Here is a 23,687-nt window from a genome sequence, read left to right as displayed (position 1 = left end):
GTTATAAAATTCCTTCTCTGATTAAATCGTGGATATGAACCACTCCAGCATATCCATCATCATCAACCGCGACTAGTTGAGAAACATTATACTCTTCCATCACTTCACGAGCTTGCACAGCCATATCGTCTGCAGCGATGGTTTTAGGTGATGTGGTCATAATATCTGCGGCGGTAAGACTATCTATGTCTTTTCCGGTAGATAACATACGTCTTAAGTCTCCATCAGTTATGATACCTGTTAACTTAGAGTCATCTACAACGACAGTCATTCCTAAGCGATTCTCTGATATGTTAACAATTACATCTCTAAGAGAACTCTTTGAGTTTACTTGCGGTTTTGTGTTTTGATCTATAAGTTCTTGAACTCTTAAATATAACTTTTTTCCTAGCGCACCACCTGGATGATAACGAGCAAAATCTTTATCTGTAAAGCCTTTTAATTCTAACAAGCAAATCGCAAGCGCATCACCTACCACTAGTTGAGCAGTTGTGCTGGTTGTAGGGGCAAGACCGTTAGGACATGCCTCTTCTTCAATAGGTGCATGAAGAATAAAATCTGCCTCTTTACCTAAAAAAGAATCTCTATGACTAGTGATCGCTATTAATTTATTTTCAAAGTTTTTAATTAAAGGAACCAGAACTTTAATCTCTGGTGTATTACCACTTTTTGAAATACAGATAACGACATCGTTCCTTTGTATAATCCCTAGATCACCGTGAATAGCATCAGCAGCATGCATGAAAATAGCTGGTGTACCTGTTGAATTCATTGTTGCGACTATCTTCATCGCTATTATGGCGCTTTTACCTATACCGGTAATTATAACTCTTCCTTGAGCAGTATGGATGTGTTGTACCGCTTTCGCGAAAGCGGAATCCAAACTATTTTCAAGGTTTTTAACCGCCGCAGACTCTATGCGAATCGTGCGTTTTGCTACTTCTAAAATATTATTCTCAGTGTCCAAAAAAGTTAATTGTTTTTTATGGTTTGTAGAAAAAGATAAAAATCGTAAATTTCAAGTTACAAAGATAAGTAAAACGTATCAGCCCCATGCCAGAATCGTCTACAGGACTAGAGGAACAATTAAAGAAGTATTTCGGCTTTGACCAATTCAGAGGATTACAGAAAAAAGTAATTACATCACTACTTAATAAGGAAGATGTATTTGTAATAATGCCTACCGGTGGTGGGAAATCTCTTTGTTATCAATTGCCAGCATTAATGCAAGAAGGAACCGCTATCGTGGTTTCTCCCTTAATAGCATTAATGAAAAATCAAGTAGATGCCATACGTGGTATCAGTGATCATGATGGAGTAGCACATGTATTGAACTCTTCATTATCAAAAACAGACATTCAACAAGTAAAGGATGATATCTCCAATGGTATTACAAAATTACTTTATGTCGCGCCAGAGTCACTTACTAAAGAAGAATATGTAGACTTTTTAAAAGGTGAGAAGATTTCTTTTCTTGCTGTAGATGAAGCGCACTGTATAAGTGAATGGGGACACGATTTTAGACCTGAGTATCGCAACCTGCGCAAAATTATCGACCGTATTGATGAAGGTATCCCTATTATAGGGTTGACCGCAACGGCAACGCCTAAAGTGCAAGAAGATATTCTTAAAAATTTACAGATATCAAATGCGACTACTTATCAAGCTTCTTTTAACAGACCTAATCTTTATTATGAAGTACGACCTAAAACATCGCAAGTAGATGCAGATATTACTAGGTTTATAAAACAACATGAAGGTAAAAGTGGTATTGTTTATTGTCTGTCACGTAAACGTGTAGAAGAACTAGCTCAAGTATTACAGGTAAATGGTATTGATGCCGTTCCTTATCATGCTGGACTGGATGCAAAAACTAGAGTATTACATCAGGATAAGTTTTTAATGGAAAACTGTGATGTCGTTGTCGCTACCATCGCTTTTGGGATGGGAATAGATAAACCCGATGTGCGATTTGTTATACATCATGATATACCTAAAAGTATTGAGTCCTATTATCAAGAAACTGGGCGTGCTGGACGAGATGGTGGAGAAGGACATTGTCTAGCGTATTATTCTTATAAGGATATTGAAAAGCTTGAAAAGTTTATGGCTGGAAAGCCTATTGCTGAGCAAGAAATAGGTCACGCTTTACTACAAGAAATGGTTGGGTATGCTGAGACGAGTATGAGCCGTAGGCAGTTTATTCTTCATTACTTTGGTGAAGAGTTTGATCCAGCTACTGGCGATGGTGGTGACATGGATGATAACATGCGTAATCCAAAACCACAAAAAGAAGCTGTTGAAGAAGTTAAAAAATTAATACATGTAATTGAGTCTGCCGGGCAACGGTATAAGGCCAAAGACATCGTGAACATAATAATAGGTAAGTCCAATGCGATGATTAGCTCTCATAAGCTAGATCAACAAGACTTTTTTGGTAGTGGTAAAGACAAAGAACCTACTTACTGGATGGCATTGATAAGACAGATACTAGTCGCGCGATATATAAAAAAGGACATTGAATCTTATGGAACTTTAAGGCTGTTAAAAGAAGGTGAAGAGTTTTTAAAGAATGGGAAGTCATTTATGATGACTGAAGATCATACCTATCCTGAAAATGCTAGTACCACAGTAATTGCTGCTGGTCAAGGTGGTGCAGTAGATGCAGCACTAGTTAAAATGTTGAAGGAACTACGTAAAAAAGTAGGCGCCCAGAAAAATGTTCCACCATACGTTGTTTTTCAAGATCCTTCCTTAGATGATATGGCTACCAAGTATCCTATTAACATGGAAGAACTAGCAAACATTCATGGCGTAGGAGAAGGAAAGGCTAAAAAGTATGGAGCAAAATTTATTGAGCTCATACAGCGCTATGTAGAGGATAATGACATTACAAGGCCAGACGATTTAATTATTAAATCAACTGGATCTAAATCTGGAAACAAACTTTATTTTATTACTAGTATAGATCGTAAATTGAGTTTTGATGATATAGCTAGTGCAAAAGGAATGGAAATCGATCAGTTGATTGAGGAATTAGAAAGTATAGTCTATAGTGGTACTCGCCTTAATGTAGGTTACTGGATTGATGAAGTACTCGATGAAGATCAACAAGAGGAGTTACACGAGTATTTTATTGAGTCGGAATCAGACAAAATAGAAGATGCCATGGAGGAATTTGACGGTGACTATGAAGAAGAAGAAATACGATTATATCGCTTAAAATTTATTAGTGAAGTGGCAAATTAAATAATTGCTTTTAGTACAAATAATCAAAAACGCTCTTAAAATTTAAGAGCGTTTTTTTATTCAGTATATTATTTATAATAAAGTTAATTATCACGATTTCAATCAGTTATTGAAGGGTGATTTATGTTTTACGCAAACGTTTGCGTAAATGGCACGAGATTTGAAACCTACCTAATAAGCGAACGCCGAAAAGCTTATAGAGTAGGCAAAACCCTAAATATTAAAGTCATGAAAAAAATGATACTTTTAATGGCAGCTGGTCTGATGATGATGACTACTGCACAGGCAAATGAAGTTCTTGTAAACCAAGATAATTTACAGGGTGAATTAACACGTTACCGCAATGCGCAACCAGTTCTTTTTGCTCTTAATAATGTAGACTATGCTGTTTTTCCAGATGGTCGTGTTGAGTTTGAATTACCTAATACAAGACAGGTTTACGGTAATAACAGTAGCTATCGCAGATATGATACGAGTAGAAGGTCGTCAAATCGATCTAACAATCGTGTTTTTGTGAAATATAACCGTCGAGGTCAAGTAACTAAAATAGGCAATACTCGTATCTCATATTTTGCAAGTGGTCAGGTCGCTCGTATTGGACATATTAATATGGATTACACATATAGAAGAGGTGTATTGAATCAAGTAGGTGGATTAGAAGTAAGATATAATCGCAATGGTAAATTAATTGCTGCACGTGGACAGGTAAATATGCGTGAACGACTTACTCACAACCAAGATTTCGGTCATTTTCCAGATGATAATCACGATGATTGGGATGATGGAGTTTTCTTTAAGCGAGGAACTACAGAATAATTATTACCAATATATATTAGTAAGCCACCACAACAAAATTGTTGTGGTGGCTTTTTTTATAAGAATTTGTGAATAAGCTATGAGTTAGACATTACGTTGATTGCGTATCTTTGTAGCCTTAAAAAAAGAAGACATGCAAGAAGGTATTTATGCAAAATTTAATACGACTAAAGGTTCAATATTAATTCAACTTCACCACGATAAAACTCCTGGTACAGTTGGAAACTTTGTTGCCTTAGCCGAAGGTAATCTAGAAAACGATGCAAAGCCACAAGGAACACCATATTATGATGGGTTAACTTTTCACAGAGTAATTCCAGACTTTATGGTACAAGGTGGAGATCCACAAGGATCTGGTGCAGGTGGACCTGGTTATAAATTTGATGATGAATTTCACCCAGAACTACGTCACGATGGTCCTGGAGTATTAAGTATGGCAAATGCTGGTCCTGGAACAAATGGTTCTCAATTTTTTATTACCCATGTAGAAACGGCTTGGTTAGATGATAAGCACACCGTTTTTGGTAAAGTTGTAGAAGGTCAGGATGTTGTAGATGCTATCGCACAAGGAGATTCTATTGAAACTGTAGAAATTATTAGAGAAGGTGAAGCAGCGCAATCTTTTAATGCTGTAGAAGAGTTCCGTCAGTTTGAAGGAGCTGCTAAACTACGTGAAGAGCAGGCACGCAAGCAAGCTGAGCAAGATCTAGATGAAATAGCAGCTGGATTTGATAAAACAGAAAGTGGATTGCGTTATAAAATTATTCAAGAAGGTAATGGTGCGCAGGCAGAGAATGGTAAAACAGTTTCTGTACACTATAAAGGAATGTTGCCTAACGGTAAAGTGTTTGATTCAAGTTTTGAGCGTAAGCAGCCTATTGATTTCCAATTAGGAGCAGGACAAGTTATTGCTGGATGGGATGAAGGTATTGCATTACTTAAAGTAGGAGATAAGGCTAGATTAGTCATTCCTTCTCATATAGGTTATGGTAGTGCTGGAGCTGGTGGTGTTATCCCACCTAATGCTACACTAGTATTTGACGTTGAATTAGTAGGGATTAAATAATCCTTAGTTACTATACTTTTAAAAGCATCGGTTTTAAAAAGCCGATGCTTTTTTTATTGCTCACCTTTTAGAACACCACTAAAAATCTCATAAACTAAACCAGCAAAAGCCTACAACTCAGCCCTAATTCCTATATTTGAATAACTAAAAAAATATAATGAAAGCACTGGTTCAATTTTGCAGATGGTTTGTAGGTATCCTGTTTATTTTTAGCGGATTAATTAAATTAAATGATCCACTAGGTTTTTCTTATAAACTAGATGAATATTTCAGTGCTGCGGTTTTGGGATTAGAATTTTTACAGCCGTTAGCCTTACCTCTTGCTATATTTTTAGTCATTTTTGAAGTGGTTTTGGGTGTGATGTTGCTCATAGGTTTTCAAAAGAAATTTACGATTTGGTCCTTATTATTAATGATTGTATTCTTTACGTTTCTTACCTTTTATTCTTGGGCATTTGATAAAGTGACAGACTGTGGTTGTTTTGGGGATGCCATACCTTTAGTACCGTTTGAGTCTTTCCTTAAAGATGTATTGCTTACTATTTTAATTGTGATCATGTTCTTTAATATGAAGTATATTCAACCGCTTTTCGCGAAAGCGTCTTTGAAATACATCATTTTAGTAGTCACTATATTTTGTTTTGCAATAGCTTATTATGTGTTAATGCATTTACCAATCCTAGATTTTAGAGCATATAAAGTAGGTGTGAATATTGAAGAAGGAATGGCAGAAGATCCTAATAATCCAGATGTATATGCATATGATTGGTATTATACTATAGATGGAAAAGAGGAAATCGTCTCAACTGAAGGAGCGCCGCCTAGCGGTTATCCAAAGTATGATAAAGTGGAGCCACGACTAGTTGAAAAAGGATATGTGCCACCTATTCATGATTTTTCTATTGAAAGAAATGGAGAGGATTTTACTGCAGATATACTTTCTAAAGAGAAAATTGCTGTAGTAATCACCTATAACTTAAGTAAGTCTGAGAGTGAAGGTTTATATAAATTAAATGCCTTTATTGACCGTGCAGAAAGTGCTGGATATGAAGTCCTAGCATTAAGTGCGTCTAGCGATAGTCAAGCACAAGAGATCATGAAAAAGTATGGATTTGAAACTACTTTCTATGTTACTGATGAAACGGCACTTAAGACTATTATACGATCTAATCCAGGAATCATGCTCTTAGATAAAGGAACCATAATAGCAAAATCACACTGGAACGATATCGATAGCCTAGAGTTATGATATCATATGCGCTGCGCAAAATAGGCTATGCTTTACTTACTCTTTATGGAGTTGTAACAGTAGTTTTTTTACTCTTTTATCTATTGCCAGGTGATCCTGCACAAATGATGATGGGACAAAATGAAAGTGCAGACCAACTAGCCATTGTAAAACATAAGTATGGTTTTGATCAGTCTATTGGTACACAGTATCTGTATTTTTTAAATGATTTATCACCGTTATCCTTTCATAGTACAAAGACATCTGATTTTACTTATGATGACGGCTTAAAATATACGAGTGTGGCATTGTTTACAATTGGAGATATTAGGACTGTTTTAAAATTTCCTTATCTACGTCAGTCTTTTCAGAAAACAGGGAAAAATGTAAGCACTGTCATAGGTGAAACCTTGCCTAATACAATGATCCTTGCTGTAGCAGCGATAAGTGTAGCACTAGTTTTAGGCTTATTCTTGGGTGTGATATCTGCATTATATCGTGATGGCTGGTTAGATAAATTCATACAGGTAGTAAGTACCATGGGGATGAGTGTACCATCCTTTTTTAGTGCCATTTTATTTGCATTTTTATTTGGCTATGTCTTGCATGAATTTACTGGATTAAAAATGAGTGGTAGTCTGTATGAAATGGATGATTATGGAGAGGCAATGCACCTTCAATGGCGCAATTTGATATTACCGGCTATTGTTTTAGGGATAAGACCGCTTGCTGTTATTACTCAATTAATGCGCAATAGTTTATTAGAGGTGATGAGTCAAGAGTATATAACCACAGCATATGCAAAAGGTCTAACAACCTTACAAGTTATAAAAAGGCATGCTTTTAAAAATGCTTTAAATCCAGTGGTTACTGCGGTTAGTGGTTGGTTTGCTAGCATGCTTGCTGGCGCAGTATTTGTTGAATATATCTTTAATTGGAACGGACTAGGGAAAGAGATTGTGGAAGCACTTAACACACTAGACTTGCCCATAATAACAGGAGCAGTTTTAGTTATTGCTACGCTCTTTATAATTATCAATATCTTTGTAGATGTAATTTATGTATGGCTCGATCCTAGAGTTAAATTAGATTAATATCATTTTAAAAATAATACGATGAGAAAAAATATAGTTGCAGGTAATTGGAAAATGAATTGTGATTTATCCATGACGCAAACCTTAATAGGTGACCTGAAAAAAGGACTTAAGGCAGATTATAACTGTGAGTTGATGATAGCACCTTCTCATCCATGTCTATATCCAGCATTCAATAGTACATTAGATACACCTATAGAAGTAGTGGCTCAAAATGTATGTGAACAAGAAAAAGGAGCTTTTACAGGAGAAGTTTCTATAGACATGCTACAAAGTGTAGGTGTTAAAACTGTTATTGTTGGACATTCAGAGCGACGTGATATCTATGCAGAATCTGATGAGCTGCTCGCTGAAAAAACTCTTGCTGCAGTAGAGAAAGGTATGCGTGTTATTTTTTGTTGTGGAGAGCATCTAGAACAGCGTAAAGCTGGTAATCATGTAAGTACAGTAACGGCACAAATTGAAAAAGGTCTTTTTCAATTAAATGCTTCTCAAATGGAACAAATTGTAATAGCATATGAGCCAGTATGGGCAATAGGTACTGGAGAAACAGCTAGTCCAGAACAGGCGCAAGATATGCATGCAGATATTAGATCGTTTATTCAGGCAAAATATGGGGACATGACGGCTAGACATACAAGCATACTTTATGGTGGTAGTGTGAAACCTAGCAACGCTGCAGAGATTTTTGCAAAGCCAGATGTTGATGGCGGATTAGTAGGTGGAGCATCACTAGACGCAAAATCCTTCCTTGCTATTGCAGATGCATTTTAAAACATTACTGTTAACCGCGTTTCTTTTAATTCCATTTGGCGGAATTTGTCAAACTACTTTTGGGTGGCAACTTGCGCATGCTGCAGATGAACTTACTAAAGATGATGTGGTGTATAATGGCGCATATTTCTCAATAGATTATCCTGGCGGCGATGTGCCATCTGGTTATGGAGTTTGTACAGATGTCATCATAAGAGCATATAGAGCAGTAGACATTGATCTTCAAAAAGAAGTACATGAGGATATGAAGAAACACTTCAGTGCTTATCCACAAAACTGGGGTTTAACTCGTACAGATAGTAATATAGACCACAGGCGCGTGCCTAATTTGAGACGCTTTTTTGAACGACATAACAGCTCTATAGCAGTTACTTCATTAGAGTCAGATTATTTACCAGGAGATATAGTAAGTTGGGTACTATCTAATGGGTTAACTCATATAGGCATGGTGAGTAGCAATAAAATTAAAGGGACTAATAGATATTATATAGTCCACAATATAGGAGCAGGACAGGTATATGAAGACTGTCTGTTTCAATTTAAAATAACAGGACATTACAGATATGAGCCATAGCGTCACAGATCAAATTTACATTGAATATCAATTTACAATAACACCGCTTCAGCCGTGGAACGATGTTTTAATAGCTCAACTAGGTGAGGCAGGATTTGAAAGCTTTGTTGAAACAGAAACAGGTGTAACAGCTTATGTATTGAAATCACTCGATAATGATTCTATACTAAATGATGTAGAGGTTTTGAGCAGTGAGTTAGTTGATATCGCTTTCGCGAAAGCAGAAATAGAACCTACCAACTGGAATGCTGAGTGGGAAAAGAATTTTAACCCAATCACTGTAGACAACCGCTGCGAGGTAAGAGCGCCTTTTCATGAAGCGACTGGTGTAGAATACGATATCGTTATTGAACCAAAAATGAGTTTCGGTACAGGTCATCATCAGACCACTCATATGATGATCCAACATTTGTTAAATGAAGATTTAACCGGATTAAGAGTCTTAGATATGGGTAGTGGTACAGGAGTGCTAGGTATTCTTGCCCAAATGCGTGGTGCAATTGACGTCGATGCAATAGATATCGATACCTGGTGTTATGAAAATGCTATCGAAAATGTTGAACGTAATAAAGCCGATAAAGTAAAAGTGATCCTAGGTGGTGCAGAACAGTTAGAAGGCAAAACGTATGACTTTATTATAGCAAACATTAATAGAAATATCTTACTTCAAGATATACCAGTATACGGTGAAAGTTTAAAACCTGGTGGAACCATACTTTTTTCTGGATTTTACACCGAAGACTTAGAATTAATTAAAGAAGCCTGTAATAAAGTAGGTATTCGATACGACTCACATATGGTTAGAGATAACTGGGTAGGGCTAAAAATGATAAAGAAGTAAAATTTAAGACGCTTTTAAAATTTAGATTAATATCTTTTTTAACTTTGTAATATGATGATTATGAGTACAAAAGAAAAAGTGTCTCCAGAGTTAGACTTAGAGATACTAGAACAAGAAGAAAATAAGATCGTTCTTTACAATGATGAGGTAAACACCTTTGATCATGTTATAGATATGTTAGTAGCGGCATGTGACCATACTCCATTGCAAGCAGAGCAATGTTCTATGATCGTCCATTATAAAGGGAAATGCAGCGTTAAAACAGGTGCATATAAAGATTTAGAACCACGCTGTACAAAACTGCTTGAGGCAGGATTAACGGCAGAGATTGAATAGAATAATCTCGATTTCATTTTAAAAACCTGTGAGAATCACAGGTTTTTTTTATATCTCAAAATTAAATGAAAGTCTTGGTATTGTTAAATAATACTAAAACTATTTATTATTAATAGTAATACTATTATGTTTGTATGGTAATACAATCACTATGGACCAATTACTACAAAACCTGAAGGTGCAGATCAATGATAAAATCTTTGTCAAAGATCCTGAATCGTCTGAATTAGGCCAGCGTATCATTAGCAACAGTATAACTATGATTCATGAAATGGGCTTTGAACAATTTACCTTTAAAAAACTAGGTAAGTCAATAGGCTCTAATGAGAGTTCTATTTATAGATATTTTGAAAATAAACATAAGCTGTTGTTGTATCTAACTTCATGGTATTGGGGCTGGTTAGAGTACCAATTAGTGATTGAAACTTTAAAGATTACAGTACCTATAGATCGCTTAAGTAGAGCGGTAGAGATTATTACACAACCTATAGAGCAAGACTCAAAGTTTGAACATATTGATGAGGTTGTTTTAAATAAAATCGTCATTGCAGAGTATTCTAAATCATACCTTACAAAAGAGGTCGATGAAGAAAATAAAAGCGGCTACTTTACTATTTATAAGAGATTAGTAGAAAGAGTAAAGGATATGATTTTAATGGTGAATTCAGATTACCCATATCCTTCTTCATTAAGTAGTACGATATTAGAAGGTGCTTTACATCAACATTTTTTAAAAGATCATTTTAAAAACTTAACAGATTGTAACGATCAAGTATCTCCTACAGACTATTTTAAACATTTAGTATTTCAAACTTTAAAATAAATCATGGCAAAAAGTAAGAATATTTTAACCGCATGGCAGCGCTTAGTAAGAATGCTTAAGTTGGATAAAAAAGATGTGCGTCAGATTTTTTATTATGCCATATTTGCTGGATTAGTTGGTTTATCCTTACCATTAGGTATACAAGCAATTATTAATTTAATACAAGGTGCACAAATCAGTACCTCGTGGATTATACTGGTTATTTTAGTAACCTTAGGAGTTGCTTTTGGTGGTGTATTACAATTAATGCAAATTAGAATTACAGAGAACATACAGCAAAAGATTTTTACACGTTCCTCTTTTGAATTTGCATATCGTTTTCCTAAAATAAAAATGAGTGAACTGCATGGTATATATCCGCCAGAACTAGCAAATCGTTTTTTTGATACACTTACGATACAAAAAAGCCTTTCTAAGATTTTAGTAGATTATCCTACAGCTTTATTGCAAATTATCTTTGGTTTAATATTACTCTCGTTTTACCATCCATTCTTTATAATTTATGGATTTCTACTAGTATTGCTGGTCTATATCCTGTTTAAATTTACAGCACAAAAGGGTCTCGATAGTAGCCTTATGGAGTCTCAAAGTAAATATAAAGTAGCACATTGGTTACAAGAGGTAGCTCGATCAATTGTAAGTTTTAAACTATCTGGGAAGACAACACTTGCAGTAGATAAAAACGATCAACTTACGTCTGAATATTTAAAGCATAGAGAAAAGCATTTTAATGTTTTAATCAGCCAGTTTACACAGATGATAGGTTTTAAAGTTCTAGTTACTGCAGGATTGCTGTTAATAGGTGGTATTCTAGTATTGAGTCAGGAAATGAACATAGGTCAGTTTGTAGCTGCAGAGTTGATAATCCTTATTATTATCGGTGCTGTTGAAAAATTAATCACAGGCCTAGAATCGGTTTATGACGTTTTAACCTCATTAGAGAAATTAGGTAACGTGGTGGATAAGGAATTAGAGCCTATGGATGGTGAAAAACCATTTAAAGATGACGATAATTTTTCTGTTGACTTAGAGCATGTTACCTATGAAGTAGAGGACAGAAGTTTGCCTATCATAAATGATGTTTCACTTAAAATTACTCAATCCTGTAATATCGCTTTAAGAGGTAGTAATGGTAGTGGTAAAGCAACTTTATTGAGACTCATAACCGGTATCATTGAACCTACACATGGTAATATATATGTCAATAATACAGATTTACGAGGTGTCAATTTAAATTATTATAGGTCTCACATTGGTCAGTCATTAACTGAAGAGTCACCATTTGAAGGTACCTTAAGGGAGAACATTACCTTTGGTGATCCTGAAATTACAGATGATCAAGTATACTGGGCTTTAAGTAAAGTAGGTTTAAACAGTTTTTTGAAAAAATTACCTCTAGGTTTAAAGACAATGTTATTCCCAGAAGGAAAACAACTATCCTACACCGTATCAAAAAAAATCGTTTTGGCTCGCAGTGTAGTGCGCAAGCCTAAGATGTTAATACTCAAAGATCCATTAGATCAATTTGATGATGCTGAGGCAGATAGAATTATGGAGTTCTTAACAGATAAAAGTAATGGATGGTCCTTAGTAGTAGTAAGTCAAAATCCAGCGTGGATTACTAAATGTAGTCGAGTAGTGACACTTGATCAAGGAAAATTAATAGAAGATAAATAAAGAACGATGCTCAATATTTCTCAAACAGAATTAGTTAAAAGGCTAGATCTTATTAATTATAAGTCGGGTCAGCGTGTTCTAGAACGTAGACACTATAAATATTTCAATAGATTTTTAACAGGCGCAGCAATTGCTTGTGTTGTTATACTATTCTTACCATGGACTCAAAATGTTACTGGTAATGGTTATGTCACTACACTTACACCAGATCAACGACCACAGACTATTCAATCTCCCATTCCTGGTAGAATTGAACAATGGCTTGTTCGGGAAGGTGACTTTGTTGCAAAGGGTGATACAATCCTGCGCATCAGCGAGATCAAGAACGAGTATTTTGATCCTAATCTTGTAGAACGTACAGGACAGCAAATTGATGCCAAAACGATGAGCGTTTCATCTTATAGCGAGAAGGTAAAAGCTCTAAATAGTCAGATTGCTGCTCTTGCTCAAGAAAGACAATTAAAATTAGAGCAAGGTCGCAATAAGTTGATGCAATCACGACTAAAAGTGACTACAGATAGTATCGACTACATCGCAGCACAAACTAATTTAAAAATAGCCGAAACTCAATTGCAACGAGCCCAGACCTTAAATAATGAAGGTCTTAAGCCTATGACTGAGGTGGAAGAAAAACGCTTAAAAACTCAAGAGACTCAAGCTAAATTAATATCTCAAGAAAATAAATTATTAACGAGTCGCAATGATATCATTAATGCGCAAATTGACCTTAATCGCATACAACAAGAGTATGCAGAAAAGATCGCCAAAGCACGTAGTGATCAATTTACAGCACAATCCAGCCAGTTTGATGCAGAGGCGCAAGTATCTAAATTAGAGACGGACCGTACAAACTATCAAATGCGTAATGATCTTTACTTCATTACCGCACCTCAAAATGGTTATATAAATAAGGCGATATTTGGTGGAATAGGAGAAACTTTTAAAGAAGGAGAACCATTAGTAAATGTGATGCCAGCAGACTATGACCTAGCTGTAGAGACCTTTGTAGAGCCACTAGATTTACCTTTAATTCATCTAGGTGAAGAAGTACGAGTTCAGTTTGATGGCTGGCCAGCTATTGTTTTTTCAGGTTGGCCTAATGTTTCCTATGGTACCTATGGCGCAAAAGTGGTTGCTGTTGAAACCTTTATCAGTGATAATGGAAAATATCGTGTTCTACTAGCACCAGATGAGAACGATCATCCATGGCCTACCGCATTGCGCGCTGGTTCGGGTGCATATACCATTGCATTGTTAGAAGATGTACCTATATGGTATGAACTATGGCGACGTTTAAACGGTTTCCCACCTAATTATTATCAGCCTAAAACTACAAAAGATGCCGATAAGAAAAAGAAGTAAATACCTATTCATTTTAGGGACGTTTATAAGCTTTATGATCAATGCTACGGTGTTAGAGAGTCCGCTTTCGCGAAAGCGGACTCATCACACTACCCAACAATCAACTGTTGCTCTGGATTCTACTGAAATGAGTTTTAGAGAGTACATGGGATTTGTAAAAGCACATCATCCTATAGCAAAACAAGCGCAACTATTAATCGATGGTGGACAGGCTAATTTGCTGCGTTCTCGTGGTGGATTTGATCCAAAAATTGAGGTAGACTATGACCGTAAAGAGTTTAAAGGAACAGAGTATTATGATCAACTTAATGCAATGTTTAAAATACCTACCTGGTATGGTGTAGAGTTTAAAGCTGGTGTAGAACGCAATGAAGGTACTTTTTTAGACCCGTCAAATACAGTTCCAGAAAATGGGTTGTATAACGCTGGTGTGAGTGTTAATCTAGGACAAGGGTTTTTGATTAATGAACGTATGGCAACATTGCGCAAAGCCAAAATTTATAGTGAGCAAAGTGTAGTGGATCGCGACTTGTTAGTAAATGCGGTGTTATATGAAGCTGCACTAGCATATTTTAAGTGGTGGCAAATCCATGAAGAATATAAAGTTTATGATCAGTTTTATGAAAATGCTCAAATCAGATTTCAAGCAGTGAAAAGTAGTTTTGTGGCTGGTGATAAAGCAGCTATCGATACGGTAGAGGCTGGCATTGCGGCACAAAACAGAGCGCTTAATAGAGAGCAGGCACGCATACAGCTAGTTAAACAGCGCCTCGAACTTTCTAATTTTCTATGGCTTAATGAAGTGCCTGTAGAATTACAACCTAATATAGTGCCCCAAGAAGATTTAAATAACGAGATAGACGCAACGCTAGAGATTTATGGTTTTACTTTAAATGAGTTTACCATCGAGAATCATCCTAAGTTGCGCTCCATGAATTTTAAGATTGATCAATTAGATATCGATAGACGATTAAAGGCAAATAAACTACTGCCTAAGTTAACACTCGATTATAATTTTCTTTCACCAGAGTGGAATGAGTTTAATAGTTTTCAAACAGCAAATTATAAAGGTGGTATCACTTTTTCTATGCCTTTATTTTTAAGAAAGGAACGCGGAGATTTAAGGCTAGCAAAAATTAAAATTGCAGATGCACAATACGATCTAGCATCTTCACAACTAGAAATTAAGAATAAGGTGACAAGTATTTTTAATGAGTTAGATTCTTATAATGTTCAAGTAAATATGATTACTAATATTGTAGAGTCATCGCAAATTATGTTAACGGGAGAAGAACGTAAATTTGACTTAGGTGATAGTTCCTTATTCCTCATCAACAGTAGAGAGGTTAAATTAATCGATTCAAAACTTAAAGAAATTAATACCTATAAAAAACTTTTTATATCAAAAGCAAATTTATTTAAGAGTCTAGCAGTAATGCCAGAGAATCTATAAAAGTAGGAAACTTTTTCACGCAACCATCTGGTTATTAGTTCATCTATGGAATAAGTCAGTAGTCTAAAAAGGTCGTTCAATACCTGAAATGACCATGATTTCAACTAACTTATAACCATAAAACTACCGCCATGAAAAGAATTTTACTCTTAACAGTACTACTATTGACTACCATTGCTACAGCACAAGTAACTGCTGGTCCAGTTCCAGATTATATTTTATGTGATGATGTTTCTAATGACGGAACAGAAGTTTTTGATTTAACATTTTGGGACGCTACAGCATTAGCAAACCAAAGTTCAACGACACATAGCGTCACTTATTTTTCTTCTCAATTTGATGCCGTTAATAATTTGAATCAACTGCCCATGGCAAATTATTCAAATGTTACTAATCCAGAGTTGATTTTTATACGTGTTGATGATAATACAACGGGTAATTTTAATATTACTACTAGTAATTTAGTCGTTGAGTCATTACCTGTAGTTAATAATTTACAGACTTTTACGTATTGTGGTTCAATTACTGCCACCGGTGAAGTTCAAGTAGACCTTTTTGATATAGAACCTTTTCTTTCAAACGGACAGAATAATTTACTTTTCACTTACTTTTTGAGTTATCAAGATGCAGATACTAATTCAAATCCGCTGTCGACTACTTTTATTAATCAAGCAAACATTCCCACAGATTTATTTATAAGAGTACAGACATCATTAAACTGTCATGTAGTCATTAATGTAGTCGCAATTCTAACAGACTGTAATCAGAATTCTCAAGTAATCGATTTAGAAGAGTGCGAAGATCAAAATAATTCAGCATGTTTTGATTTAAACGTGAATGATTTTCCAGCTCTCGGAACGCTTTCACCAAACCAGTATAGTGTCACTTATCATATTTCTCAAGCAGATGCTGATAACAACGTAAACCCGTTAACTTCTCCTTATTGTACATCTACAACGCAACCTATCTTTGTTAGAGTTCATGATCTTACTACAGGAAGTGGAGATACTTCTCAATCTTTTAACTTAGTTATCAGTCCAGCACCACCAGTATTTAATTTAACTCCTATTACGGGCTGTGATGATGATGGTGATGGATTTATTGATTGGAATAGCGCTACTGTACTTGCAGAGATTGACGCGACTGCGACACCTAATGTGAATAGTGCATTTACAGAATACTATTTAACACAACAAGATGCTTTAAACCGCATAAATCCAGTAGGCTATGGTGCGCAGTTATCAACGGCAATTGCAGTTAGTCAAGTTTTTGTAAGAACAGACTTTTTTACTTCTGGTTGCGCTAGTACTTCACCATTACAACTTATTATAGATCCTATTTGCTTCTCTATAGGTAATCCATCTCATTTATTACAATGTGCAGATCCTGGAGTTCAAGTTTGCTTTGACCTTACACAACACGCTGCTCAAATTATGGCAACTAATAATCCTGCAGATTTCAGTATTTCTTATCATAATACTAATGCAGACGCAAATGCCGATACCAGTGCGATATCAACTCCTAACAATTACTGTATTAATAATAATCAGATGATATACTTTAGGCTAGAAGAAAATGCGACTGGAGCTTATAGAGTAGGTAGCTTTGATCTGTTCATTAATACTTATACCTATGATAATACAACTTCGCTGATATTAGATGAATGCGACGTTGACCTTAATGGAAATGTAGATTTTGATCTTACTGTAGTGGCAACTCAACTTAATACCGGTAATGTATTGACTTACTACGAGGATATTGTAGATGCTCAAAATGAGACCCAATCAATTACTAACCCTTTGCTTTATAGTTTACCAGTTAATAGTCCATTCAATACAATATTTGTAAGAGAAACCGTGGCTGGTGATTGTGATGTGATTTATTCTATACAGTTGAATGCTCAAGGAAATTGCAATAACTCTTATTTATGTGATAATGCACTTTCATTATGTGATCGTATCGGTCAACCATTCATTAATATTTTTGACGGTTCAACTGCCGAAGCCGGGAACTATTATCCGTTTTCTTCAGCTACAGGACCTCGCAATCCGTCATGGTTCTATATTCCCATCGCAACAAGTGGTGACTTAACTATTGAGGTGTGGCAAAACACACAACCTGACTTTTTAGGGCAAGACTTAGATGTCGATTATGCCCTATATGGTCCTTTTACAACCGCTACTGGTGGTTGTGCAAATGGTATTACACAGGCTAATTATGTTGATCATAGTTTTTCTGTAAACATGCCAGAAATCGGACAAATAAATAATGCACAAGCTGGTGATTACTATTTATTGTTGACTTCAAACTTCTCAAATACTCCAGGTTTCTTAAAAGTAGAAATAGGCACAAGTAGTACGGCTACCGTTAATTGTGATGGGGTTAGAATGCAATCTATCCTAGATGTTAACTTAAATGGTGTAGTGGACGCAACAGATGTACCTTTTCCATTGGGGATTTTTGATTGGGAAATGAACATGAATGGTAGTGTCATGCAAGTAGCAACACCACTAGCAGCATATAGTATCTATGATTCAGACCCAACAAATAGTTATGATTTAGGTTATACTGTTTTACCAGCTTATGCATCAAATTACTCCGTATCACCAGCAACATATACAGCACAAAGTATTCCTGCAGGATCAGGAGTCACTACAAGAGATTTTCTAGTAACACCTCTTGCTGCTTATGAAGATGTAGTGGTTTACATTATACCGCAACAACAACCTCGACCAGGTTTCACTTATAAAGAAACCGTCGTTTATGCAAATCTAGGAACTACACCTGTGGCAATGGGACAATTACAATATACTTATGACACACAGCTCTCTATAGTTGCGGTAGATGATCCAGCGGCAGTCATTAACCCATTGACTGTGGACTTAAATTACACTAATCTATTACCATTTGAATACCGCACGATGGAAATAGAGATGCAAATTCCTGTAATACCTAATATTAACCTAGGAGATGTTTTAACAAATACCGCAAGTATAACACCAGTTGCAAATGACATCACGCCTAATAACAATTCTAGTATAAGTTCACAAATCGTCATAGGTAGTTATGACCCTAATGATAAAATGGAATCTCGTGGAGCGTTTATTAACCCAGCAGAATTTGGTCCTAATGACTATTTCTACTACACCATCAGGTTTGAAAATACTGGAACAGCCAGTGCGATTAACGTGCGCATTGAAGATACACTAGACGCACAACTGGACTGGAACTCTATTGAAATGATAGATGCAAGTCATGCATATGTTATGGAACGTATGGAAGATCAAGTAGTTTGGAGATTTGATAATATTTTATTACCAGACGCTACCACAGATCCAGTAGGCGCAAATGGTTATGTATACTTTAAAATAAAACCTATAACATCAATGGAAGGAACGGTAATACCTAATACAGCCGAAATTTATTTCGATTTCAATCCGCCTATTATTACTAATACGTTTACATCAACTTTCCAAACACCATTAAGTATTGATACACCACAAACAGTAAACTTCAGTCTAGTACCTAATCCTACTTCTGGAAGCGTACAGGTAAACTTGCAAAATGGTATGTTAGAAAACGCACAGGTTGTTTTATATGATGTGAGAGGTAGAATTACGCTTTCGCGAAAGCTAACAAACAACCATCCTCAAATAGATCTTACTGAACTACCTGCAGGAATTTACATTGCTGAGTTGCGTAACGGAGATGAAACTTATACCACTAAAGTGGTGAAACAATAATTGAAAACGTAATTATATTAAATAGAAAAGCCTCGATAATTATCGAGGCTTTTTTATCTATTATGGATAGGTTAATCTACTTCGTCAGAAATATTATTTTCTTCTTGATATATTTTTGTGCTCTCTGCAGTAAGTCTGTAGATTTCATCTAGTTCTTCTTTAGTTAAATCACGATAAGTACCTTTAGGAATATCTAGCTCTACATTCATAATGCGTATACGTTTCAATTTTGTTACTCGATAATCTAGATACTCACACATACGACGTATCTGTCTGTTTAATCCTTGCGTTAATACAATTCTAAAGGTTTTACGTCCTATTTGCTCTACTTCACACTTTTTAGTTACCGTGTCTAGAATAGGTATTCCTGATGCCATTCTTCTAATAAATCGGTCATCAATACTATGGTCTACAGTAACAATGTATTCTTTACCATGATTATTACGAGAGCGTAATATTTTATTAACGATGTCACCGTCGTTAGTTAGAAAAATTAAGCCTTCGCTCATTTTATCTAATCGTCCTATGGGAAAAATACGAGTAGGATAATTAATGTACTCAATAATATTATCAGGTTCTACACGTGTGTCTGTTGTACATACAATCCCAGTAGGTTTGTGAAATGCGATGTAAACAGGCTTTTCTTTCTTTTTTGAAATAGGTTCACCATCTACAGCAACTTCATCATCAGGTTGAACTTTAGTTCCCATTTCAGGAACAGAACCATTGATGGTGACGCGCTGTTGCTCGATTAATCGATCTGCGGCACGACGTGAGCAAAAACCTTGTTCACTCAAGTATTTATTAATGCGTATTCCTTTGTTTTCAGACATGTGGCAAAGGTAGGATTTTGAGTTTATATTTTCTTCTTTAAAGATGTTATTGACACTATAGTTCAACCTACCTTTGTGCTTTAATTTATTTCCATGACTCCACAAGAACAATTCTTAACGCAAATCCTTTTTAGCGACCTTAATTATGAGGTGAAAAAGGAATCTATTTATGTGTTTAATGCAGACCATTTTAAAGAACTTATCAATCGATGTGCAAGTAATGGAGTAGGAGCATATCGATTGCTAGTATGGAAAGATAATGAAGTGGTTAAAATAGCAACGCATGATGAGTACAACAAGAAAGCAACTGACGTAAGATGGTTGAAGACTGCTTATTATAAATACTTTTATGAAGATAAAACGTATAATTTCAGTACAGAATTTAAGGTGTCTGATAAGCTTCTAGAACGCACAGAAATATTTGTTCCTAAAGTTAAAGACGAAGAGGAATAATTATAAGATGATTATTTAAAAATATCTCTGATAATTTTTAAATGATGCTCTGTATGAATGGCAAGGAATTTTTGAGATTCTTTTAAATCTAAATGCCCAAATAAGGGATGTTTAAAATGGCATTGTGCATCTAGCTGTTCAATATCATTAATGCCATTTTCTGCTAGCTGTATTTGTTGAAGCAAATCAGTTTTTGTGATATGATCTTCTGGTAACACATGTTTAGGGGCACGACCTTTTCCTCTAGGGATTTTCTTAAATGTCATGATTGTCCATTTAAGAAAAGACCATTTAGGTTCAAAATTTTGAGGATTTGAGTTTTTTAAAGCTTGTGGTATACCATTAAATACACGTAAGGTATGATCAATGTGCCAGTAGCTACCTACTTTAGATATTGTTTTATTTTGCTTATCTCCTAATTCAATAAACTTTTGAAGTTCTGTGAGTTGTTGTTGTAGCTTTTTCATGACTAGTAGATTTCTTGAATCGTAAATTTTTGATGATTAAAGCTTACGATATCATTCTTCTTTTTATGTTTTAAAGCTACTCCTATAGGTGATTGTAGAGAGATACAGAATATGGCTTCTCCATCTACCATAACTTTTCCCATTCCAGCACTTACATAAAACCAGCCGGCAGGCAACTTTAAAAGTGCACCAGGTTCTACCATATCACATTTTTTTACAGCATCTATTTTTTTAAAATGCTCTATTATTTTAGAGGTGTCTGCAAGTTGCCTTTTGAATAAATCTTCCTCATTTTGAATCATGGCCATACCTGTTTCATACTTATCACCAGCACTACTTTTGGTCTCATTTTGTTTTGAGTCCATAAGGCGATCTAGATTTTTAGTAATGGTTGCCATTCGGTCTTCTAAAATATGATGACAGTGATCATAAATTTCTTTTTTAAAGGCAGTAGATTTCATAAAGGATATTAAACTGTAAAAGTAAACAATATCATCGCGAGATTTTATAAAACAAAAAAGCCTCACGCACGAGGCAATGAGGCTTTTTCTCTACTAACCTAAAAGTTTATGGTAGCAACACGTTATCTATTGCGTGTACTACACCATTAATTGCTGTAACGTTAGTTACAATAATGTTTGTATCTCTTGTTTGTGCGTCTGTAATTACTGTTCCTGTAATAGAAAAAGTTCCAGGTCCTATAGGATCTACATTTGCGCCGTCTACAATATTTTCGGCTCTTACCGCTGCACCACTCACTACGTGGTAAGTAAGTACATCTGTTAAATTAGATAAAGCTAGAACGTCTGATATATTATTTAATCCGTCTGTTGTGCTTTCGTCTATTAATGCTTGAAAAGCATCATTAGTAGGAGCAAATACAGTAAAAGTTGCTGTGTCATCACTTAATGTAGGTACTAATCCTTCCTGGTCTACTGCAGTAACTAGATTTGAAAAACTAGGGTTAGCAGCTGCTAGTGTTACAACTGTAGGTAAAGCAATTACCTCATCCACTACATGAACGACTCCATTATCCACACTTACATCTGCCATAGTAACCTCTGCACCACCATTAAGTACTACACCAGCTGTAAGGTCTACGTATAAATCTAATGCGTCACCATCACCGTTCGTTGCACTGGTCTTTACATACCCATCAGTAAGGTCTGTTGATCGTGCCACAGTTCCTAGTACGTGGTTGCGCAATGTGTTTCTTAAAATTAAAACTGGCACATCATCTATAGTAGCAAAACCATTTGCTGATAAAAATGTTTGGAAAGCTGTGTCTGTCGGTGCAAAAACGGTAAATGTTCCACCTGCTTGATCTAGTGTAGCGTCTAATCCTGTTCTTAATAATGCCGCATTAAGGATAGTAAAATCAGGATTGTCTACTGTTAAGTCATAAGCAGAATTGTTATTATCTAATACTCCGCCGTTGTCATCATCATCTGTACAAGATGCTGCACCTATGGTAAGTGCCACAAGCATCAATACCTTGAAATTGGTTATTAACTTTTTCATGAGTTTGGGTTTTAGTTTTTTTATTTGTTCAAATATAGTCTCAAACACTTTCTATTATGTTTAATGATTTGTTAAAAATATTAAACAATAAATTAGGACTGTTCATTATCAATTTTTATCATGCTCACTATAAGAAAAATCAACCTGCCTACAAGGTTAACTGTAATACATATGAATTATTTTTGCAGCATGGCAAAAGTAGTAGTAGGACTTTCAGGTGGAGTAGATTCTAGCGTCGCGGCATATCTTTTAAAAGAGCAAGGCCACGAAGTTATAGGTCTATTTATGAAAAATTGGCATGATGATACCGTTACCATAAGTGATGAGTGTCCATGGTTAGAAGATTCAAATGACGCGATGTTAGTCGCAGATAAGCTAGGGATACCGTTTCAGACTGTAGATTTAAGTGAACAATATAAAGAGCGTATCGTCGATTATATGTTTGATGAGTATGCACGTGGTCGCACGCCTAATCCAGACGTTTTATGTAATCGTGAGATTAAATTTGATGTCTTTATGGATATCGCTTTAGAATTAGGAGCAGATTATGTTGCTACAGGACACTACTGTCAGAAGACAACCACCATGATTGATGGTAAAGAAATTCATCATCTTATGGGTGGTGCAGATCTTAATAAAGATCAAAGCTATTTTCTATGCCAGGTGTCACAAGAGCAGTTAGCTCGTACGTTATTCCCTATAGGGCATCTTCAAAAACCTCAAGTTCGAGAAATTGCAGCTTCACAAGATTTAATTACTGCAGGTAAGAAAGACTCGCAAGGATTGTGTTTTATAGGTAAAGTACGTTTACCAGACTTTTTGCAGCAACAATTGAAACCTAAAACAGGTGATATTATAGAAATTCCGGCACAGGTAAGTATGGATAAAGCTGAAGTTGTGGAAGATGAGGATACTATGGTGACGCTTTCGCGCAAGCGACACTATCAACCACATGAAGGTAAAAAACTGGGCACACATCAAGGAGCTCATTACTTTACACGTGGACAGCGCAAAGGCCTCGCTGTAGGAGGAACACCACTACCATTATTTGTGATAGAGACAGACGTAAAGAGTAATACTATTTATGTAGGACAGGGAAAACAGCATCCAGGACTTTACCGTCGTGGACTTTTTATAGATAAAAGTGAGTTGCACTGGATACGTGAAGATCTGGCATTTCAACCAGGACAGACCATGGATGTGATGGCCAGAATTCGTTACAGACAGACCTTAGAAAAGGCAGTTTTAAATGTAGTAAGTGATGGCGCTTATTTGATTTTTGACACACCACAAAGTGCTATTTCACCTGGACAGTTTGCAGCATGGTATCGGGATAATGAATGTTTAGGTTCGGGTGTTATTTCTTAACTTGCTCAC

The 23,687-nt window shown here is 35.7% G+C and carries 21 protein-coding genes; 16 read left to right on the top strand and 5 right to left on the bottom strand.

The window, feature by feature from the left end:
- Nucleotide 1: 1 nt before the first annotated feature.
- Entirely contained in the window at nucleotides 2-967 is a 966-nt protein-coding gene (locus IL45_RS05675) for a KpsF/GutQ family sugar-phosphate isomerase (RefSeq protein ID WP_036581361.1), read from the bottom strand.
- An 86-nt stretch (nucleotides 968-1,053) separates the two neighbouring features.
- Between IL45_RS05675 and recQ the strand changes: the two genes are divergently transcribed.
- The 14 genes from recQ (at nucleotide 1,054) to IL45_RS05605 (ending at nucleotide 19,036) form a co-directional block, all read left to right on the top strand.
- On the top strand, nucleotides 1,054-3,249 hold the full coding sequence (gene recQ / locus IL45_RS05670) for a DNA helicase RecQ (protein WP_036581358.1): 2,196 nt from the start codon (nucleotides 1,054-1,056) through the stop codon (nucleotides 3,247-3,249).
- A 228-nt stretch (nucleotides 3,250-3,477) separates the two neighbouring features.
- Entirely contained in the window at nucleotides 3,478-4,065 is a 588-nt protein-coding gene (locus IL45_RS05665) for a hypothetical protein (RefSeq protein ID WP_106200854.1), read from the top strand.
- A 133-nt stretch (nucleotides 4,066-4,198) separates the two neighbouring features.
- Nucleotides 4,199-5,131 (top strand): peptidylprolyl isomerase, encoded by a 933-nt coding sequence (locus IL45_RS05660; protein WP_036582076.1) that lies wholly within the window; start codon nucleotides 4,199-4,201, stop codon nucleotides 5,129-5,131.
- 157 nt (nucleotides 5,132-5,288) lie between these two features.
- A complete protein-coding gene (locus IL45_RS05655) occupies nucleotides 5,289-6,380 on the top strand; it encodes a BT_3928 family protein (RefSeq protein ID WP_036581353.1) in 1,092 nt (363 codons plus the stop codon).
- Complete coding sequence (locus IL45_RS05650; RefSeq protein WP_036581350.1) at nucleotides 6,377-7,453, top strand: ABC transporter permease; 1,077 nt, start codon at nucleotides 6,377-6,379, stop codon at nucleotides 7,451-7,453. The genes IL45_RS05655 and IL45_RS05650 overlap by 4 nt, the downstream gene beginning before the upstream one ends.
- Nucleotides 7,454-7,474: 21 nt before the next feature.
- Nucleotides 7,475-8,227, top strand: a complete 753-nt coding sequence (tpiA, locus tag IL45_RS05645; protein WP_036581347.1) for a triose-phosphate isomerase — start codon at nucleotides 7,475-7,477, stop codon at nucleotides 8,225-8,227.
- Nucleotides 8,217-8,801: a DUF1287 domain-containing protein gene (locus IL45_RS05640; RefSeq protein WP_051788663.1), complete on the top strand. Its 585-nt coding sequence runs from the start codon at nucleotides 8,217-8,219 to the stop codon at nucleotides 8,799-8,801. The genes tpiA and IL45_RS05640 overlap by 11 nt, the downstream gene beginning before the upstream one ends.
- The gene (prmA, locus tag IL45_RS05635) at nucleotides 8,791-9,642 is read left to right on the top strand and encodes a 50S ribosomal protein L11 methyltransferase (protein WP_036581345.1); all 852 of its coding nucleotides are present in this window, start codon (nucleotides 8,791-8,793) and stop codon (nucleotides 9,640-9,642) included. The genes IL45_RS05640 and prmA overlap by 11 nt, the downstream gene beginning before the upstream one ends.
- 60 nt (nucleotides 9,643-9,702) lie before the next feature.
- Nucleotides 9,703-9,978: an ATP-dependent Clp protease adaptor ClpS gene (locus tag IL45_RS05630; protein ID WP_036582071.1), complete on the top strand. Its 276-nt coding sequence runs from the start codon at nucleotides 9,703-9,705 to the stop codon at nucleotides 9,976-9,978.
- A 151-nt stretch (nucleotides 9,979-10,129) separates the two neighbouring features.
- Nucleotides 10,130-10,801, top strand: a complete 672-nt coding sequence (locus tag IL45_RS05625; RefSeq protein ID WP_036581343.1) for a TetR/AcrR family transcriptional regulator — start codon at nucleotides 10,130-10,132, stop codon at nucleotides 10,799-10,801.
- A gap of 3 nt (nucleotides 10,802-10,804) precedes the next feature.
- Nucleotides 10,805-12,478 carry a peptidase domain-containing ABC transporter gene (locus IL45_RS05620; protein ID WP_036581340.1) on the top strand — a complete coding sequence of 558 codons (1,674 nt, stop codon included), beginning with the start codon at nucleotides 10,805-10,807 and terminating at the stop codon, nucleotides 12,476-12,478.
- A 6-nt stretch (nucleotides 12,479-12,484) separates the two neighbouring features.
- Nucleotides 12,485-13,840, top strand: coding sequence for an HlyD family secretion protein (locus tag IL45_RS05615; RefSeq protein ID WP_036581338.1), 1,356 nt, complete (start codon nucleotides 12,485-12,487; stop codon nucleotides 13,838-13,840).
- On the top strand, nucleotides 13,818-15,293 hold the full coding sequence (locus IL45_RS05610; RefSeq protein ID WP_051788662.1) for a TolC family protein: 1,476 nt from the start codon (nucleotides 13,818-13,820) through the stop codon (nucleotides 15,291-15,293). The genes IL45_RS05615 and IL45_RS05610 overlap by 23 nt, the downstream gene beginning before the upstream one ends.
- A gap of 131 nt (nucleotides 15,294-15,424) precedes the next feature.
- Entirely contained in the window at nucleotides 15,425-19,036 is a 3,612-nt protein-coding gene (locus IL45_RS05605) for a T9SS type A sorting domain-containing protein (protein ID WP_036581336.1), read from the top strand.
- 71 nt (nucleotides 19,037-19,107) lie between these two features.
- Here IL45_RS05605 and rluF read toward each other — a convergent pair whose 3' ends face one another.
- Nucleotides 19,108-19,869 carry a 23S rRNA pseudouridine(2604) synthase RluF gene (gene rluF / locus IL45_RS05600; RefSeq protein ID WP_036581333.1) on the bottom strand — a complete coding sequence of 254 codons (762 nt, stop codon included), beginning with the start codon at nucleotides 19,867-19,869 and terminating at the stop codon, nucleotides 19,108-19,110.
- Nucleotides 19,870-19,962: 93 nt separating this feature from the next.
- Here rluF and IL45_RS05595 point away from each other — a divergent pair, with 93 nt between their 5' ends.
- Nucleotides 19,963-20,322: a hypothetical protein gene (locus IL45_RS05595; RefSeq protein ID WP_036581330.1), complete on the top strand. Its 360-nt coding sequence runs from the start codon at nucleotides 19,963-19,965 to the stop codon at nucleotides 20,320-20,322.
- Nucleotides 20,323-20,333: 11 nt separating this feature from the next.
- Here the strand turns inward: IL45_RS05595 and IL45_RS05590 are convergent, their stop codons facing one another.
- From IL45_RS05590 to IL45_RS05580, 3 genes are all read right to left on the bottom strand, one after another.
- A complete protein-coding gene (locus tag IL45_RS05590; protein ID WP_036581327.1) occupies nucleotides 20,334-20,789 on the bottom strand; it encodes a hypothetical protein in 456 nt (151 codons plus the stop codon).
- A 2-nt stretch (nucleotides 20,790-20,791) separates the two neighbouring features.
- Nucleotides 20,792-21,250, bottom strand: coding sequence for a transcription elongation factor (locus IL45_RS05585; RefSeq protein WP_200875684.1), 459 nt, complete (start codon nucleotides 21,248-21,250; stop codon nucleotides 20,792-20,794).
- A 106-nt stretch (nucleotides 21,251-21,356) separates the two neighbouring features.
- Nucleotides 21,357-22,310: a fasciclin domain-containing protein gene (locus IL45_RS05580; protein WP_036581325.1), complete on the bottom strand. Its 954-nt coding sequence runs from the start codon at nucleotides 22,308-22,310 to the stop codon at nucleotides 21,357-21,359.
- A gap of 189 nt (nucleotides 22,311-22,499) precedes the next feature.
- Here IL45_RS05580 and mnmA point away from each other — a divergent pair, with 189 nt between their 5' ends.
- The gene (gene mnmA, locus IL45_RS05575; protein ID WP_036581323.1) at nucleotides 22,500-23,678 is read left to right on the top strand and encodes a tRNA 2-thiouridine(34) synthase MnmA; all 1,179 of its coding nucleotides are present in this window, start codon (nucleotides 22,500-22,502) and stop codon (nucleotides 23,676-23,678) included.
- Nucleotides 23,679-23,687 lie beyond the last annotated feature (9 nt).

This window comes from Nonlabens ulvanivorans (assembly GCF_000732625.1).
GTDB classification, from domain to species: domain Bacteria; phylum Bacteroidota; class Bacteroidia; order Flavobacteriales; family Flavobacteriaceae; genus Nonlabens; species Nonlabens ulvanivorans.
The sequence above is the reverse complement of the archived record's forward strand: the minus strand, read 5'-3'. Positions and strand labels throughout refer to the sequence as shown.

What these genes read in the sequence shown, in the direction of transcription:
- IL45_RS05650 (WP_036581350.1), top strand. Translation starts at nt 6,377, where the DNA reads ATGATATCATATGCGCTGCGCAAAATAGGCTATGCTTTACTTACTCTT.
- IL45_RS05625 (WP_036581343.1), top strand. Translation starts at nt 10,130, where the DNA reads ATGGACCAATTACTACAAAACCTGAAGGTGCAGATCAATGATAAAATC.
- IL45_RS05580 (WP_036581325.1), bottom strand. Translation starts at nt 22,310, where the DNA reads ATGAAAAAGTTAATAACCAATTTCAAGGTATTGATGCTTGTGGCACTT.
- IL45_RS05640 (WP_051788663.1), top strand. Translation starts at nt 8,217, where the DNA reads ATGCATTTTAAAACATTACTGTTAACCGCGTTTCTTTTAATTCCATTT.
- IL45_RS05615 (WP_036581338.1), top strand. Translation starts at nt 12,485, where the DNA reads ATGCTCAATATTTCTCAAACAGAATTAGTTAAAAGGCTAGATCTTATT.
- mnmA (WP_036581323.1), top strand. Translation starts at nt 22,500, where the DNA reads ATGGCAAAAGTAGTAGTAGGACTTTCAGGTGGAGTAGATTCTAGCGTC.
- IL45_RS05590 (WP_036581327.1), bottom strand. Translation starts at nt 20,789, where the DNA reads ATGAAAAAGCTACAACAACAACTCACAGAACTTCAAAAGTTTATTGAA.
- recQ (WP_036581358.1), top strand. Translation starts at nt 1,054, where the DNA reads ATGCCAGAATCGTCTACAGGACTAGAGGAACAATTAAAGAAGTATTTC.
- IL45_RS05665 (WP_106200854.1), top strand. Translation starts at nt 3,478, where the DNA reads ATGAAAAAAATGATACTTTTAATGGCAGCTGGTCTGATGATGATGACT.
- IL45_RS05595 (WP_036581330.1), top strand. Translation starts at nt 19,963, where the DNA reads ATGACTCCACAAGAACAATTCTTAACGCAAATCCTTTTTAGCGACCTT.
- rluF (WP_036581333.1), bottom strand. Translation starts at nt 19,869, where the DNA reads ATGTCTGAAAACAAAGGAATACGCATTAATAAATACTTGAGTGAACAA.
- prmA (WP_036581345.1), top strand. Translation starts at nt 8,791, where the DNA reads ATGAGCCATAGCGTCACAGATCAAATTTACATTGAATATCAATTTACA.
- IL45_RS05585 (WP_200875684.1), bottom strand. Translation starts at nt 21,250, where the DNA reads ATGAAATCTACTGCCTTTAAAAAAGAAATTTATGATCACTGTCATCAT.
- IL45_RS05660 (WP_036582076.1), top strand. Translation starts at nt 4,199, where the DNA reads ATGCAAGAAGGTATTTATGCAAAATTTAATACGACTAAAGGTTCAATA.
- IL45_RS05655 (WP_036581353.1), top strand. Translation starts at nt 5,289, where the DNA reads ATGAAAGCACTGGTTCAATTTTGCAGATGGTTTGTAGGTATCCTGTTT.
- tpiA (WP_036581347.1), top strand. Translation starts at nt 7,475, where the DNA reads ATGAGAAAAAATATAGTTGCAGGTAATTGGAAAATGAATTGTGATTTA.
- IL45_RS05610 (WP_051788662.1), top strand. Translation starts at nt 13,818, where the DNA reads ATGCCGATAAGAAAAAGAAGTAAATACCTATTCATTTTAGGGACGTTT.
- IL45_RS05630 (WP_036582071.1), top strand. Translation starts at nt 9,703, where the DNA reads ATGAGTACAAAAGAAAAAGTGTCTCCAGAGTTAGACTTAGAGATACTA.
- IL45_RS05620 (WP_036581340.1), top strand. Translation starts at nt 10,805, where the DNA reads ATGGCAAAAAGTAAGAATATTTTAACCGCATGGCAGCGCTTAGTAAGA.
- IL45_RS05605 (WP_036581336.1), top strand. Translation starts at nt 15,425, where the DNA reads ATGAAAAGAATTTTACTCTTAACAGTACTACTATTGACTACCATTGCT.